The following is a 15,424-nucleotide window of genomic DNA, read 5'->3' on the forward strand; positions in this document are numbered from 1 at the left end:
CGGTGAGGCATCCGCAGGTGTGCAGATCTCCGCTCGTGAGGGTCTCAGGCCCGGGGGTGCGTCAGCGCGTGGTCGTCCCCGTCGCGTCGGGGTCGGAAGCCCCGGTCGAGGACTCGGACGCGGTGGCCTCGTCGCCGAAGGCGATGACGGGCTTCGACGCCTCGGCCGCGGGCGTCTCGACGGGCTCGGATGCCTCGACAGGCTCGGAGGTCTCGACGGGCTCGGACGACTCGGCCGATGCGGCGCGGGCGGCGGCACGGGTCTCCGGTGCGGTCTCCGCAGCAGCGAGCGACACGTCGCCCTCGGAGGCGGGCGCCTCGACGAACGCGGGAGCGTCGATCTCGACGACCTCCTCCTCCCAGACGGCGGGGGCAGGGGCGACGATCGTGCGCAGTGCGCCGAGGGTGAGGGCGAGGGCGAGACCGATCGCACCCACGCCGACGAGGATGGCGCCGAGGACGGCCCAGATCTGACCGGCGTAGACCTCGACGCCGGTCGCGGTGCCGTCGGTGAGCGTCGACGCCATGAGCGTCAGCTTCGAGACGAGGAGGTAGGCGCCGCCGGCGATCGTGACGACGGATCCGCCCACGAGCACCCAGAACGGGGTGCTGCGGCTGAGGCGGGTGGTGGACATGAAGGCTCCTTCGGTCGTGGCGTCGCACACGCGACGTCCATTCGACTATCTGCGAAGCACCATGGTAGGGCTGATGCGTCGCCTATGAGGATGCTGTGGATCGCTCGGCCGAACCCGGCGCCGTGGCCGACCGCTACGCCGACGCGCCGCTCGAGGCGGCGGCCCGCGGGGCCGGGCCGGCTCCCGGCTGCGACGCCACGTCCGAGGGCGCGGGGGCCTTGAGTCTCAGCACCACGACGGTCATGGCGGCGGCGGTGAGCGCGGCGAGGATCATGTGTGCACCGACGGCGAGCGGCGGGACGCCGTTTCGCGCCTGGTAGAGCCCCACGGCGATCTGGACGAGCTCGATGACGAGGAGCACCGTGATCCAGCGCCTGGTCGGCAGCGCCTGACGCCAGGCGACGACGGTGAGCAGGATGGTCAGCGCGAAGAGGAGGTATCCGGGCCAGGCGTGCACGTGCTCGAGGATCGTCGCGTCGAAGCCGTTGCGGCCGGCCTCGGCATCTCCGGAGTGCGGCCCCGCACCGGTGGTGAGCACGCCGAAGGCGATCGTCACGGCGAGGACGAGCGTCGTCACGTGCGTCGTGATCGCGTACCACCGCGGCGTGGCGCGCAGGCGCGGCCCGCTCGGTGCATAGAGGCGCACGACGAGGGCGGCGCACACGCAGACCAGCACCAGAGACGCGACGTAGTGGAATCCCACGATGAAGGGGTTGAGGCCCGTCCAGACGGTGATCCCGCCGACGAACGCCTGGGCCACGATGCCGCCCATCACGATCCAGGCCAGGACGAACGCATCACGGCGCGTGGCGCGCTCGCGCCAGACGAGGATCAGCAGCGCCAGGGCGAGGAGTCCGAGGAGGGGGCTCATCATCCGGTTGCCGAACTCGATGAGCGAGTGCACGCCCTCGCTGACGAGCGCGGGCGTCGGGGTCAGCGACCCCTCGGTGCACAGCGGCCAGGTGTCGCAGCCGAGGCCGGAGCCGGTCAGGCGCACGGCGCCGCCGGTGCCGATGATCACGATGTTGCCGAAGAGATTCGCCCATGCGACGGCACGCAGCGCTCGGCTCCGGACTGTCGCGGGTGTGCCGCTCGCAGACGAGAGCACGGCGGTGTCGGACATGGGAGAGGACCTCCTGGGACGCGTCCCGGACGGACGCCGGCCGCCCCCGGGGGGAGCGTTGCCTGTAGACTCGGATGGTGGGGCCGGCCTCGCCCGGCGAGCCCGGCCCACTCACAGTCTAGGCGCGCGAACTGCGCGCGAATCCATGACGCACACGGCCCTGAAAGCGGCATCCCACCCCCGTCCACGACCCTCCATCGTGATCCAGACGAGGTCCAGGGAATGCCGGAGCGGATGACACCGCCGGGCACGAAGGAGGCAAGCGATGTCGGATGTGCTCATCGACCGACCGGAGCTGGACGGACTCGGAGTCTACGAGTTCGGCTGGCACGACCCCGACGCGGCGGGGGCGAGCGCGAAGCGCGGCCTCTCCGAAGCCGTCGTGCGTGACATCTCCGCACTGAAGGCCGAGCCGGAGTGGATGCTGAAGACCCGACTCAAAGGTCACCAGCTCTTCGGGCGCAAGCCCATGCCCACCTGGGGTGCCGACCTGTCGGAGATCGACTTCGACAACATCAAGTACTTCGTGCGCTCGACCGAGAAGCAGGCGCAGTCGTGGGAGGACCTCCCCGAGGACATCCGCAACACGTACGAGAAGCTCGGCATCCCCGAGGCCGAGCGCGCCCGCCTCGTCGCCGGCGTCGCCGCGCAGTACGAGTCCGAAGTGGTCTACCACCAGATCAACGAGGAGCTCGAGAAGCAGGGTGTCATCTTCATGGACACCGACACGGCGCTGCGCGAGCACCCGGAGTTCTTCGAGGAGTACTTCGGCACCGTGATCCCGGCCGGGGACAACAAGTTCGCCGCGCTCAACACGGCGGTCTGGTCGGGCGGCTCGTTCGTCTACGTGCCGCCGGGCGTCCACGTCGAGATCCCGCTGCAGGCCTACTTCCGCATCAACACGGAGAACATGGGCCAGTTCGAGCGGACGCTCATCATCGCGGACGAGGGATCGTACGTGCACTACATCGAGGGCTGCACGGCCCCGATCTACAAGTCCGACTCGCTGCACTCGGCCGTCGTCGAGATCATCGTGAAGAAGAACGCCCGCGTGCGCTACACGACGATCCAGAACTGGTCGAACAACGTCTACAACCTCGTCACCAAGCGGGCCGTGGCCCACGAGGGCGCGACGATGGAGTGGATCGACGGCAACATCGGCTCCAAGGTCACGATGAAGTACCCGTCGATCTTCCTCATGGGCGAGCACGCCAAGGGCGAGACCCTGTCCGTCGCCTTCGCGGGCCCCGGGCAGCACCAGGACGCCGGCGCCAAGATGATCCACATGGCGCCCTACACGCAGTCCTCGATCGTCTCGAAGTCGATCGCCCGGGGTGGCGGCCGCGCCGGATACCGCGGCGAGGTCAGGGTCGCGCCCGAGGCGCACCACTCGGCCAACACGGTGCGCTGCGACGCGCTGCTCGTCGACACGATCTCGCGGTCGGACACCTATCCCGCGATCGACATCCGCGTCGACGACGTGCAGCTCGGCCACGAGGCCACGGTGTCGAAGGTCAGCGAGGAACAGCTGTTCTACCTCATGAGCCGGGGCATGCCCGAGGACGAGGCGATGGCCATGATCGTCCGCGGCTTCATCGAGCCGATCGCACGTGAGCTGCCCATGGAGTACGCCCTCGAGCTCAACAAGCTCATCGAGATGGGCATGGAAGGATCCGTCGGCTGATGACGACAGCGACTCAGACCCCCGCCGGGTCGGCGGAGGGTCACCTCGACCCTGCGGCCGCACTGCGCGGCGACGCCTTCGTCCCGGTGCAGACCCGCTCGGAGCGGCCCACTTCGTTCGACCCCGCGGACTTCGGCGTGCCGACCGGCCGTGAGGTCAACTGGAAGCACACCCCCCTCGCGCGGATCGCCGACATCCTGAGCGACGAGCCCGCACCCCACGGCGTCATCGGCGTCGAGGTGTCGGCCCCCGCCGGGGTCGAGCAGACGAGGCTCGCCGTCGGCGACGCGCCCCGCGGCGAGGTCTTCCGACCCGAGGACCGGGCGAGCGCGATCGCGTGGTCGCAGGAGGCGGAGGCTCCGCTCATCCGGATCCCCGCCGAGATCGAGCTCGACGAGCCCGTCGTCGTGCGGCTCACCGGTCGTGGCGGCGTCGCCCACGCGCACGTCGTCATCGAGGCGCAGCCGCACTCACGGGGCACCGTCGTGCTCCGCCACGAGGGATCGGCGCAGCAGCTCCAGAACGTCGAGATCATCGTGCGCGAGGGCGCGGCGCTCACCGTGGTGTCGGTGCAGCGTTGGGACGACGACGCGGTGCACCTGGCATCCCACCAGGCGCGCGTCGATCGCGACGCCGCGCTGACGCACGTCGTCGTCAGCCTCGGCGGCGGTGTCGTGCGCGTGAACCCCTCGGTGGAGCTCGCGGGAGCCGGAGCCGACGGCAAGCTCTACGGCCTGTCCTTCGCCGACGCGGGGCAGCACCTCGAGAGCCAGGTGTACCTCCACCATAAGGGTCCGCACACCGTCGGCGACGTCCTCTACAAGGGAGCCCTGCAGGGCTCGGGCGCGCGCAGCGTGTGGATCGGCGACGTGCTGATCGGGCCGGATGCCACCGGGACGGACTCCTATGAGGCGAACCGCAACCTCGTGCTCACCGACGGGGCGCGCGCCGACTCGATCCCGAACCTCGAGATCGAGACGGGCGACATCCTGGGCGCCGGCCATGCCAGTGCGACCGGTCGCTTCGACGACGAGCAGCTGTTCTACCTGCAGGCCCGCGGAATCGCCGACGACGAGGCCCGTCGCCTCGTCGTCCTCGGATTCCTCTCGGAGATCGTGCAGAAGATCGGTGTCGCCGATCTGCAGGATGAGCTGATCGACGCCATCGAGGCCGAGCTGGCCCTCACCCAGAGCATCGTGGAGGCATCCGAATGAGCGCACAGAAGGTGCTGAACCTCAGCGACCTCGAACAGGACACCGCGGTGCGCGTGGTCGTCGACGACGTGCCGATCGCCGTCGTGATGGACGGCAACGGCGAGGTCCACGCCATCGGCGACACGTGCACGCACGGCGACATCTCGCTGGCCGACGGGTTCGTCGAGGGCGAGGCGCTGGAGTGCTGGGCGCACGGCTCGCAGTTCTCGCTGCGCACCGGTCGCCCCCTGAACCTGCCGGCCTACGAGCCGGTGCCCGTCTACGAGGTCGTCATCGACGGGGACGACGTCCTCATCGACCCGGCCGTCCGCAAAGAAGTGAACTGAAGAAGGTAACGACATGGCTGTTCTCGAGATCCGCGACCTGCACGTGACCGTCGAGACCGAGGCGGGGCAGACCCCGATCCTCAACGGCGTGGACCTGACCGTCCGCACGGGGGAGACCCACGCGATCATGGGCCCCAACGGCTCGGGCAAGTCCACGCTCGCCTACACGATCGCCGGGCACCCCAAGTACACCGTCACCTCGGGCACCATCACGCTCGACGGTGACGACGTCCTGGAGATGTCGGTCGACGAGCGGGCGCGCGCGGGGCTGTTCCTCGCGATGCAGTACCCGGTGGAGATCCCGGGCGTGACCGTCACCAACTTCCTGCGCACCGCGAAGACCGCGATCGACGGCGAGGCGCCGGCGATCCGCTCGTGGACGAAGGACGTCAAGGAGTCGATGAAGAACCTGCGCATGGACCCGAAGTTCGCGCAGCGCAACGTCAACGAGGGCTTCTCCGGCGGCGAGAAGAAGCGGCACGAGATCCTCCAGCTGGAGCTCCTCAAGCCGGCGATCGCCGTGCTCGACGAGACCGACTCGGGACTCGACGTGGACGCGCTGAAGATCGTGTCCGAGGGCGTCAATCGTGCGAAGGAGGCCACCGACCTCGGCGTGCTGCTCATCACGCACTACACGCGCATCCTCCGCTACATCACGCCGCAGTTCGTGCACGTGATGGTCGCCGGCCGGATCGTCGAGGAGGGTGGGCCCGAGCTCGCCGAGCGCCTCGAGAACGAGGGCTACGACCGCTTCCTCGACCCCGCTGCACCCATCGAAGCCTAGGATCGAGGGATGACCGCCACGCTCAGCCCGGAGAAGTACGACGAGGTCACCGAGGCGCTCAAGGACGTCATGGACCCCGAGCTCGGGATCAACGTCGTCGATCTCGGACTCATCTACGACCTGTCGTGGGACGAGGAGAACGACGCCCTCGTCATCCACATGACGTTGACCTCCGCCGGCTGCCCGCTGACGGACGTCCTCGAAGAGCAGACGGCCCAGGCCCTCGACGACGTCGTGGAGCGCTTCCGCATCAACTGGGTGTGGATGCCGCCGTGGGGTCCGGAGCGCATCACCGACGACGGGCGCGACATGATGCGCGCGCTCGGCTTCGCGATCTGACGGGTCGGCGCGAGTCGCTCAGCGACCCAGGGCGCGCGCCGCGAGGTCGACGTCCACGCCGTCGTTGAAGACGTGGAAGGCGACGCGCGCGCGTCCGTTGCGTCCCGACGCCGTGATCCCCGCCGCGGTCAGACGCGCGAGGTCGCACCCCGTCGCGTCCGGCCAGGTGACGATCGCGCTCGGCAGCGCGGGCTCGGCGAGCCCGAGGCGTGCGCGGAACGCGGCCGCGAGACCCGTCGTGTGCGCCTGTACCGCCGCCATGTCGGTGTCGGCGAACGCCCGCAGCGCCGGTGCGGCGCCGACGAACGCCTGCCACGCGGGGGAGACGTCGAACCGGCGTGCGCAGGACGCGAGCTCGGCGTCGCCGCCGTAGCAGGCGTCCCACGGGTCGTCGCCGGCGTACCATCCCGCCTGCACCGGGCGAAGGGTGGTCGCGTAGTCCTCGGCGAGCACCAGGAACGCCACTCCGCGCGGGCAGCACAGCCACTTGTACGCGTGGCAGAGGAGCGCGTCGACCCGCGTCGCGTCGACGGGCATCCACCCGACCGCCTGAGTCGCGTCGCACACGGTGCGGGCACCCACGCGGGCCGCCGCGGCGCAGATGGCGTTCAGATCCGCGACCTCGCCCGACGCCGACTGGACGAGCGAGAAGGCGACCACGGCGGTGTCGGCGGAGATCGCCGCCGCGAGGCCCGAGAGCGGCGTCGTGCGGACGCGGATGCCGCGGCCCGCGTGCACGAAGGGGAGGACGAGGGAGGAGAACTCGTCCTCGGGCACCACCACCTCCGCGCCGTCCGGAAGGGCGGCGGCGAGGACGGCGACCTGCACCGAGGTCTGCGCCCCGATCGCCACCCGATCCACGCCGACCCCGACGAGGCGGGCGAAGTCGGCCCGTGACGCCTCCACCGCCGCGCTGTACGCCGTGACGTCGGGTGCACCGGCGAGGTCTGCCGTCACCGCGGTACGCGTGCCGGAGGTCGGCAGACCCGCGGTGCACGCGGCGAGGTAGCCGGTGCTCCCGTCGAACTGGGCGCGCAGCGGGGCGAGGACGTCTGTGGCGAGGGCGGTGGGCATGTCCCCAGCCTGTCGACCGGCAACACATGCGTCTATGGCAGGTGTTGCATGAAACGCATGCCGTGGGATGATGTGTCCGTGCTCGATCCCTCCGCCGACCTCGACGTGCAGAGCCTGCGCATCGTGCGCGCGATCGGCGACACCGGCTCGATCACCGGTGCGGCCGCGGCCCTCGGCTACAGCCAACCCGCGATCAGTCAGCACCTGCGCCGGCTCGAGACCCGTCTGGGCGTCGCCGTCGTGGAGCGGGTGGGTCGCGGCGTGCGGCTGACGGAGGCGGGCCGCGTCCTCGCACGCCACGCGGGGGCGGTCATGCTCGCGTTCGAGGCCGCCGGCGAGGAACTGGCACAGCTGCAGGGCCTGCGCACCGGCGTCGTGCGCCTCGTCGCCTTCCCCTCGACCTCGCCCGTCGTCGTTCCGCGCGTGATCGCGGCGCTCGCGGCGTCGCACCCCGGACTCACCCTCACCTACGTGGAGGCGGAACCGCCCGAGGCCGTCGAGGCGATCCGCGAGGACCGCGCCGATATCGCGCTCACCTTCAGCTATCCGGGCGACCGCAGCGATCCGCACGGATCGAGTGCGCGGGGATTGTCGGTGCGCAGCGCCGGAAGCGACGAACTGATGCTGGTCCTGCCGGTCGGGCACGCGGCGCTCGCCGACCGACGTGCACCGGTCGACATCGCCGCGCTCGCGGACGAGACCTGGATCGCGGGATGCCCCCGGTGCCGCGGGCATCTGCTGGAACTGTGCGGGCGCGCGGGGTTCGAGCCGCGCATCGGCTTCGAGACCGACAATGCCGTCGCCGTCGAGGGCCTCGTCGCTCAGGGCATCGGTGTCGCCACCCTGCCCCGCATGGCGATCGACTCGTTCCCCACGCTCCCCGGGATCGTCGCGACGCCCCTCCCCGCCGCGGAGGCGCGGAGCCTGCACGTGGTCACGGCGCGCGACGCCGAGCGCGTCCCGTCCCTACGGGCAGCGCTCGCGACGATCGCGCAGGTGCTCGGTTCCGCGGCGCCGCCCTCCCCGGGGCGGCCGCTCTCCGCGAACTAGACTGGACGGGATGTCTGCAGCGATCGATCCCCGAACCACCACCGCCTCCGGAGCCGACGTCCGCGTGCGGTTCTGCCCCTCGCCGACCGGCCTGCCGCACGTCGGCATGGTCCGCACGGCGCTGTACAACTGGGCCTACGCCCGGCACACCGGCGGCAAGCTGATCTTCCGCGTCGAGGACACCGATGCGGCGCGTGACAGCGAGGAGAGCTACCGTCAGCTCGTCGACGCGCTCACCTGGCTCGAGATCGACTGGGACGAGGGTGTCGAGAAGGGCGGACCCCACGCCCCGTACCGCCAGTCGCAGCGGCGCGACATCTACTCCGGGGTGCTCGAGACGCTCATCGCCTCCGGCGCCGTCTACGAGTCGTACTCCACCGCCGAGGAGATCGACGCCCGCAACGAGGCATCCGGCAGGGCGAAGCAGCTCGGCTACGACAACTTCGACCGCGACCTCACCGACGAACAGAAGGCCGCGTTCCGCGCCGAGGGACGCGAGCCCGCGTGGCGCCTGCGCGTGCCCGAGCACGACCTCACGTATGTGGACCTCATCCGCGGCGAGGTGACCTTCCCCGCGGGATCCTTCCCCGACTTCGTCGTGGTGCGTGCCGGAGGTCAGGCGCTCTATACGTTCACCAACCCGGTCGACGACGCCCTCATGGGGATCACCCACGTCATCCGCGGCGAGGACCTCATGCCCTCGACCGCCCGGCAGCTCGCGCTCTACGCGGCGCTGTGCGACGCGGGCGTCACCGGATTCGTGCCCCGGTTCGGACACATGCCGCTCGTCCTCGGCGAGACCGGCACGAAGAAGCTCTCCAAGCGCGACCCGCAGGCGGACCTGTTCCTGCTGCGCGACCGCGGCTTCATCCACGAGGGTCTGCTGAACTACCTGTCGCTGCTGGGCTGGTCGATCGCGGCCGACCGCGACGTCTTCTCGCGTGACGAGCTCGTCGCCGCGTTCGACATCGCCGACGTCAATCCGAACCCGGCCCGCTTCGACCAGAAGAAGGCCGAGTCGATCAACGGCGACCACATCCGCATGCTCGAACCGGCGGACTTCGCGGGCCGGCTCGTCCCGTACCTCGCCGCGGCGGGGCTCGTGTCGGAGCCGCCGACCGCCGAGCAGCAGGCCATGCTGGCTGCCGCCGCGCCCCTTGTCCAGGAGCGGATGCAGCTGCTCGGCGACGCCCCGGGCCTGCTCGGCTTCCTGTTCCGCGACGAGGTCGTCTACGACGACGACGCCCTGGCAGGTCTCCCGGCGAACGCCGGGGAGGTCCTCGTCGCGTCCGTGGGCGCTCTCGAGCTCGTCCCCGAGCAGGGCTTCACCGCCGCCGCCGTGCAGGATGCCCTCTCGGTCGCGCTGATCGAGGGGCTCGGCCTCAAGCCGCGCGTCGCCTACGGCCCGCTGCGCGTCGCGCTGAGCGGTCGCCGGGTGTCGCCGCCGCTGTTCGAATCGATGGAGCTCCTGGGCAAGCAGGAGTCGATCCGCCGGCTCGGCGCCCTCGTCGACCGGCGGGTCTGATGCCGCTGGACCCGTTCTTCGCGGAGCGCCTGCGGGTCCACCGGCGGTACCTGTTCGACCAGTCTCGGCGTCGGGTCCGTGCGCGTGTCGTGGAGGCGTGGTCCCGCGTCACGCGCCTGAGAGGCGCCGAGCGGACGGCGAGCCCGGCGAGCCCCGCGGCGGCCGGACCGCGGGCCGACGGGGGAGGCGCCGTGCCCTCGGCGCGAGCGCGTCACCGCAGGGCGGCGCTCGCCTGGGACCGCAGCGAGCTCGCCGCGGTCGGCGTGCCCGGACCGGCGCTGCCGACGGCGGAGTACCAGGTGCCCGTGCCCGGCCATCCCGACGTGCGCGTACGTGTGTATCGGCCGGTCGCGTCGAGCGACACCCCGCTCGCGGCGGTGGTGACCTTCTTCGGCGGCGCGTTCCGGATCGGCGGCATCGACTATCCGTCGACGGATGCCGCCTGCCGTCGGCGTGCCGTCGCCCTGGGCGCCGTCGTGGTCGCCGTCGATTACGCGCTGGCGCCCGAGCACCGCTATCCGACGCAGGTCGAACAGGGGATCGCGGCGATCGATTGGCTGTTCGACACCGCCGACTCGCTGGGCGTCGATCGCAGTCGGATCGCTGTGAGCGGAGTCTCGTCGGGAGCGTGCATCGCTGCGGCGGTGTGCCTCGCCAACCGGGACGGTGCTCGACACCCGCTGGTGTTCCAGGTGCTCGAAGTGCCGGTGGTCGACCTGACGGGTGCGCACATCGATGTGCGGGCGACGTGGGCCCTGGGCATCCCGAGCATCTTCGTTGTGCGCGAGCTGAGATCGATCGCCCGCACCTACCTCCGCAGCAGCGCTCAGGCCCGCGACAGCCTCGCGTCGCCGTTGCGCGCGTCCTCCCACTCCGACCTGCCGCCCGCGCTCATTCTCACGGCGGAATACGACCCTCTCCGCCCGCAGGGTGACGCGTACGGCGCGGCGCTGCGGGCCGCGGGAGTCGAGGCGGCGGTCGTCCAGTACCGCGGCGTCACGCATGACGTCCCCCTGTTCGGCGGCGCGTTGCTCTCGGCTCGCCTGTGGGAGCAACAGGTGGTCGGTGCGCTCCGGAGCCGCCTGGGCCGCGGAGCCGACGGCGTCGAGCGAGCCGAGAGCGAGGACGCCGCGCCGGGCGCGGCCGACCGATCGTGACCGGCGGCGCGACGAGGACGCCCGCCCGAGGTCGGTGGCGCGAGGCGATCCTCGTCGGCCTCGCCGCCGCCCTCCTCGTCGCCGTCCAGGCTCAGGGGATCGCGACCCCCTCGCTGTGGTACGACGAAGCCGCGACCTACTCCGGCGCGTCCCGGACGTTCGCGGGTCTGTGGGACATGGTCGGCGAGGTCGATGCCGTCCACGGCATGTTCTACGCGCTCATGCATCCGGTCGCCGCGTCGTTCGGCGCGGACGCCTTCGCGCTCCGCTTCCCCTCGACCGTCGCCGTCGGTGCGGCGGCGGTGCTCGTCTATCTGCTGGCGCGGGAGTTCGGAACCCCCTGGTCCGCCGCCGCGGCTGCGCTGGTGTTCGCGGGGCTCGGCCGGACGGCGTGGATGGCGACCGAGGCGCGATCATTCGCGCTGGCGACTGCGCTGTCGACCCTGTTGACGCTGCTCCTCGTCCGCGCGGTGCGTGCGAGGCGTCCGTCCGCTCCGCTGATCGTCGCCTACGCCCTGGTCGCGCTGCTCGGCGTCTACGTCTTCCTCTACGTATCGCTGGTGGTCGTCGCCCATGCGATCACGGTCGCCTTGCTGCGCCCGCGCCGGCGCGGGATGGCGCTGCTGGCGGCGATGGCGATTGCTCTCGCCCTGAGCGCTCCCGTCGCGCTCGCCTCCGTCGCGCAGCGGGGTCAGCTCGGGGGAGTGTTCCCCGTCGACGGCCGCTTGATCGAACGCGTGTCGGTGGGGGAGTTCTTCCACCGGGAGGGAGGGCAGAGCACGCTCGCGTGGGCTGCCCTCGCCGTCGCTGCGGCGACGATGCTGCTCCGGCGACGCGGTCTCGCACATGCCGAGGCCGTCCAGCCGCTGCCGAGCTCGGGCGTATCTCCATGGCCGGTCGTCCTTCCGTGGCTCGTCGTCCCGACGCTCGCGATCATCGTGGTGTCCGTTCTCGGACCGTCGATCTACCAGCCCCGCGCGCTCGTGCTGAGTGCGCCCGCGTTCTGCGTGCTGCTGGCCGCGCTCGTGCGTCGTGCGTTCGGGGGAGTGACAGCCGTGGCCGTCGCCCTCGCCGTGGTGGTGTCCGGAGCCGGCGCCTTCGCGGCGAACCGGGAGCTCACGGCGAAGAACGCCGACTGGCCGGTCGTCGCCGAGGAGCTCCAGCGGACCGCCGCCCCGGGCGAGGGCATCCTGTATTCGACGCCCATCGACTACCGCACGTGGCCGAGTCTCATCGCGCTCGTGCATCCAGAGGCCGTCGCCGGGCTCGTCGATGTGACGCTGCTCGTTCCGGGCAGGGAGCGCCCTGCGCTCTTCGACGAACGCTCCGAGCCGAGCGCCGCGGTGCCGACGATGTCCCGACTGGACCGAGTGTTCTTCGTGTACAGCCTGGCGCTCACCGACGCCGACCGGGCCGACGACGTCGCCGCGCTCGAGGCCGCGGGGCTGCGACGCGACGCAGTGTGGTCCGGCCCCTTGACCGGTATCGAGACCTGGGTACGAGGCGGCGGGTGAGGACAGTCGTGCGCGAAGAGCCGTGAGCGACGACCGGATCTCGGCGCGCCACCCGCGCCGGTTTTGCCCTGCTCCGAGCGTGGGCTAAGCTTGACCCTCGGTACGACTTCGGTCGAACACCCTTGGGGTATGGTGTAATTGGCAACACGGCTGATTCTGGTTCAGTTGTTCTTGGTTCGAGTCCAGGTACCCCAGCAGAAAAAAACCCCCGCTCTGGCGGGGGTTTTTGATTCTCTCCAGAGCGTCGTCGTGCCGCCGAGTGAATGTCCCAGCGGTGACGCGCCGTCAGCCTCATGGCTCCCGTGCAGCTAGCCTGCCAGGGGGAGATGCGGCGACGCCCGACCCCGGGTCGACGGGTGTCTCGGCGGCACCGGACGCCGGATCGAGCGCCCTCTCGTCGCCCTCGGCGTCCGAGGAGGGCCCGGTCGAGAGCTACCGCGCATGGCTCGCGGCGTCGCGAGTCCCCGACATCGACATCGTCGTGCAGGAGGAGACCGCCACCGATCGTGATGACCCGCGCCGCGACGGCGTGGATCATCACCGAACGATCCGAGGAGTGCGTGCGGTAGGCGGGTGCCGCCTTGGCCTCAGCCTCGGTCAGCGCCGTCGCCGCGGAGCGTGATCACCGTCCACGAGACGGGGGGAAGGTCGATGCGTCCACGGCCGTCGGTGATCGACAGCGACTCGTTCGTTCGCATCGAGACACGGTGCGGCTCGGCGAGCGTGTTCGCGGCGTAGATGTCCTCATCCGCCAGCGTCTGCGCTTCCGCTGTGCTCGCGTGGCCAGACGAGAGGTCGAACTCGAGCGTCGTCGCGTCGGTCTGCGAGCGGTTGACGACGAAGATGCTCATCGTGTCGGTGTCGGTGTCGGGGTCGTGGGTGACGACGGCGTCGACCGTCGGCACCGACCCGTAGGAGGCGGTCTCATACGTGTCGCACTCCACGCGGGTGGTGACGGCGTCTCCGATGGCGAGGGCGGAGGTGAGAGCGAAGGGGAAGAACGTCGTCTGCTTCCACGCGATGCCGCCCGGCTCCGTCATGATCGGGGCGATGACGTTGACCAGCTGAGCGAGTGAGGCGCTCGTGACCCGGTCTGCGTGTCGCAGGAGCGAGATCAGCAGGTTGCCGACGACGACGGCGTCGAGCACCGAGTACGTGTCTTCCAGCAGTCTCGGCGCGACCGGCCAGTTGTCGACTCCGGTGAGCTTGTCGACCTTCTCGAACCGCTCGTTGTACCAGACGTTCCACTCGTCGAACGAGATGTTGACGGTGTGGTCGCTGCGCGTCGCCGCCTTGACGTGGTCGATGGTCGCGACGACCTGCTCGATGAAGGCATCCATGTCGACGGCGGACGCGAGGAAGCTGGCGGCGTCGCCGTCCTTCTCCTCGTAGTACGCGTGGCAGGAGATGAAGTCGACGTCCTCGTACGCGTGGGAGAGGACGACCCGCTCCCATTCGCCGAAGGTCGGCATGTGCCGGCTGGAGGAACCGCAGACGACGAGTTCGAGGGATGGGTCGAACATCCGCATCGCGCGCGCGGTCTGCGCGGCGAGCTTGCCGTAGTCCTCCGCGGACCGGTGACCGAGCTGCCAGGGGCCGTCCATCTCGTTGCCCAGGCACCACATGCGGACCCCGAACGGCTCCGCACGGCCATGGCGGGCGCGATCGTCGGCGCGTGCGCTCCCCGCGGGGAGGTTCGCGTACTCCAGGAGGTCGAGCGCCTCGAGGGTGCCGCGGGTGCCGAGATTGACGGCGAGCACCAGTTCGCTCCCGATCGAGTCGAGCCAGCTCTGGAACTCATGCAGGCCGACTTCGTTGGTCTCCGTCGAGTGCCAGGCGAGATCGATCCTGCGGGGTCGCTCGCCCGCGGGCCCGACGCTGTCCTCCCACCGGAACCCCGACACAAAGTTGCCGCCGGGGTATCGGATGGCACTCACGCCCAGCTCGCCGACCAGGGCGCGGACGTCCTCGCGGAAGCCCTGCGCGTCCGCCGTCGGGTGACCGGGCTCATAGATGCCGCTGTAGACCGCCCGGCCGAGGTGCTCCACGAAGGAGCCGAAGAGGCGGCGGTCGATCGCGCCGATCGGCATCCGGGTGTCGAACAGGAGTCGTGCGGTGGCCATGTCAGCCTCTCGTTTCGGGGTCGTGGTCATTTCAGGCCCGTGCTGGCGACGCTCTGGATGAACCGGCGCTGGAGCACGAGGAAGAGGATGGCAAGGGGGGCCAGGGCGATGAGCGACCCGGCCATCATCACGCCGTACGGGATGATGCCGTCGGGCCCGGTGAGCAGGGTGAGCCCGGACGTGATCGTCCCCATCTGCTGGTCGGTGGTGAACACGAGCGGCCACAGCAGGTCGTTCCAGTTGTTGACGAACGTGTAGATGCCGAGGGTCACCAACGCCGGCACGGCATTGGGGAGCACGATGCTGCGGAAGATGCGCAGTTCGGATGCGCCGTCGATGCGGGCGGCGTTGTCCAGGTCTCGCGGCAACGAGAGGAAGAACTGCCGGAGGAAGAAGATCCCGAAAGCATCGGCTGCGCGCGGTGCGATGAGCCCCGTGTAGGAATTGATCCACCCCAGGTCCGCGACGAGTTGGTAGACGGGGATCAGCGTCGCCTGGAAGGGCACCATGAGGCTAGCGACGATGGCGATCAACAGCAGCTTGCTGCCTCGGAAGTCGACGCGCGCCAGCACGTACGCTGCGAGCGAGTCGAACACGAGCGCGAAGAGGGTGACGCCTCCCGCGAACACGAAGCTGTTGAAGATCAGGCGGGCGAATGGCAGGTCTGTGAAGATCCGGGCGAAGTTGTCGAGTGTCCATGCCCCGGGGATGAGAGTGGGCGGGAACGCGTTCACCTCGCCCACGGGCTTGAACGCCGTGAAGACGATGATCGCGATCGGCAGCAGGATGAGCAGCGCGACGACGAGCATCGCGAGGAAGAACAGCCCTCGGGTGACGAGGTCCGTGAGGCGGCGGCGATGAGCGAGGCGAGTCATGA

14 protein-coding genes and 1 tRNA gene are annotated in these 15,424 nt (G+C 70.3%); 10 read left to right on the forward strand and 5 right to left on the reverse strand.

Features of this window, described 5'->3' with window-relative positions; all coding sequences use genetic code 11:
• Positions 1-61: 61 nt before the first annotated feature.
• Both WFI00_RS00505 and WFI00_RS00510 read right to left on the reverse strand, forming a co-directional pair.
• Complete coding sequence (locus WFI00_RS00505) at positions 62-634, reverse strand: hypothetical protein (RefSeq protein WP_336631390.1); 573 nt, start codon at positions 632-634, stop codon at positions 62-64.
• Positions 635-767: 133 nt separating this feature from the next.
• Positions 768-1,757: a COX15/CtaA family protein gene (locus WFI00_RS00510; RefSeq protein WP_336631389.1), complete on the reverse strand. Its 990-nt coding sequence runs from the start codon at positions 1,755-1,757 to the stop codon at positions 768-770.
• 265 nt (positions 1,758-2,022) lie between these two features.
• Here WFI00_RS00510 and sufB point away from each other — a divergent pair, with 265 nt between their 5' ends.
• From sufB to WFI00_RS00535, 5 genes are read left to right on the forward strand one after another with little or no spacing between them, the layout of a single operon-like run.
• A complete protein-coding gene (gene sufB, locus WFI00_RS00515; protein WP_336631388.1) occupies positions 2,023-3,441 on the forward strand; it encodes a Fe-S cluster assembly protein SufB in 1,419 nt (472 codons plus the stop codon).
• Positions 3,441-4,655: a Fe-S cluster assembly protein SufD gene (gene sufD, locus WFI00_RS00520; RefSeq protein ID WP_336631387.1), complete on the forward strand. Its 1,215-nt coding sequence runs from the start codon at positions 3,441-3,443 to the stop codon at positions 4,653-4,655. Before sufB ends, sufD begins: the two co-directional genes overlap by 1 nt.
• On the forward strand, positions 4,652-4,981 hold the full coding sequence (locus WFI00_RS00525; protein ID WP_336631386.1) for a non-heme iron oxygenase ferredoxin subunit: 330 nt from the start codon (positions 4,652-4,654) through the stop codon (positions 4,979-4,981). Before sufD ends, WFI00_RS00525 begins: the two co-directional genes overlap by 4 nt.
• A 13-nt stretch (positions 4,982-4,994) precedes the next feature.
• Positions 4,995-5,765, forward strand: a complete 771-nt coding sequence (sufC, locus tag WFI00_RS00530) for a Fe-S cluster assembly ATPase SufC (RefSeq protein WP_336631385.1) — start codon at positions 4,995-4,997, stop codon at positions 5,763-5,765.
• Between the two features lie 9 nt (positions 5,766-5,774).
• On the forward strand, positions 5,775-6,104 hold the full coding sequence (locus tag WFI00_RS00535; RefSeq protein WP_336631384.1) for a metal-sulfur cluster assembly factor: 330 nt from the start codon (positions 5,775-5,777) through the stop codon (positions 6,102-6,104).
• An 18-nt stretch (positions 6,105-6,122) separates the two neighbouring features.
• Here WFI00_RS00535 and WFI00_RS00540 read toward each other — a convergent pair whose 3' ends face one another.
• The gene (locus WFI00_RS00540) at positions 6,123-7,178 is read right to left on the reverse strand and encodes an aminotransferase class V-fold PLP-dependent enzyme (RefSeq protein WP_336631383.1); all 1,056 of its coding nucleotides are present in this window, start codon (positions 7,176-7,178) and stop codon (positions 6,123-6,125) included.
• A 48-nt stretch (positions 7,179-7,226) separates the two neighbouring features.
• Here WFI00_RS00540 and WFI00_RS00545 point away from each other — a divergent pair, with 48 nt between their 5' ends.
• The 5 genes from WFI00_RS00545 (at position 7,227) to WFI00_RS00565 (ending at position 12,619) form a co-directional block, all read left to right on the forward strand.
• The gene (locus tag WFI00_RS00545) at positions 7,227-8,228 is read left to right on the forward strand and encodes a LysR family transcriptional regulator (RefSeq protein ID WP_336631382.1); all 1,002 of its coding nucleotides are present in this window, start codon (positions 7,227-7,229) and stop codon (positions 8,226-8,228) included.
• 10 nt (positions 8,229-8,238) lie between these two features.
• Positions 8,239-9,753 (forward strand): glutamate--tRNA ligase, encoded by a 1,515-nt coding sequence (gltX, locus tag WFI00_RS00550; protein WP_336631381.1) that lies wholly within the window; start codon positions 8,239-8,241, stop codon positions 9,751-9,753.
• Positions 9,753-10,910, forward strand: coding sequence for an alpha/beta hydrolase (locus WFI00_RS00555; RefSeq protein WP_336631380.1), 1,158 nt, complete (start codon positions 9,753-9,755; stop codon positions 10,908-10,910). The genes gltX and WFI00_RS00555 overlap by 1 nt, the downstream gene beginning before the upstream one ends.
• Entirely contained in the window at positions 10,907-12,424 is a 1,518-nt protein-coding gene (locus WFI00_RS00560) for a hypothetical protein (RefSeq protein ID WP_336631379.1), read from the forward strand. Before WFI00_RS00555 ends, WFI00_RS00560 begins: the two co-directional genes overlap by 4 nt.
• Positions 12,425-12,547: 123 nt before the next feature.
• Positions 12,548-12,619 (forward strand) — tRNA-Gln (locus WFI00_RS00565).
• A gap of 392 nt (positions 12,620-13,011) precedes the next feature.
• Here WFI00_RS00565 and arfA read toward each other — a convergent pair.
• Together arfA and WFI00_RS00575 are read right to left on the reverse strand one after the other, a co-directional pair.
• Positions 13,012-14,547 (reverse strand): arabinosylfuranosidase ArfA, encoded by a 1,536-nt coding sequence (gene arfA / locus WFI00_RS00570; RefSeq protein WP_336631378.1) that lies wholly within the window; start codon positions 14,545-14,547, stop codon positions 13,012-13,014.
• A 26-nt stretch (positions 14,548-14,573) separates the two neighbouring features.
• Complete coding sequence (locus WFI00_RS00575; RefSeq protein ID WP_336631377.1) at positions 14,574-15,422, reverse strand: carbohydrate ABC transporter permease; 849 nt, start codon at positions 15,420-15,422, stop codon at positions 14,574-14,576.
• Positions 15,423-15,424: the final 2 nt, after the last annotated feature.

Source organism: Microbacterium sp. MMO-56, from assembly GCF_037146215.1.
In the GTDB taxonomy this organism is placed as follows: Bacteria; Actinomycetota; Actinomycetes; order Actinomycetales; family Microbacteriaceae; genus Microbacterium.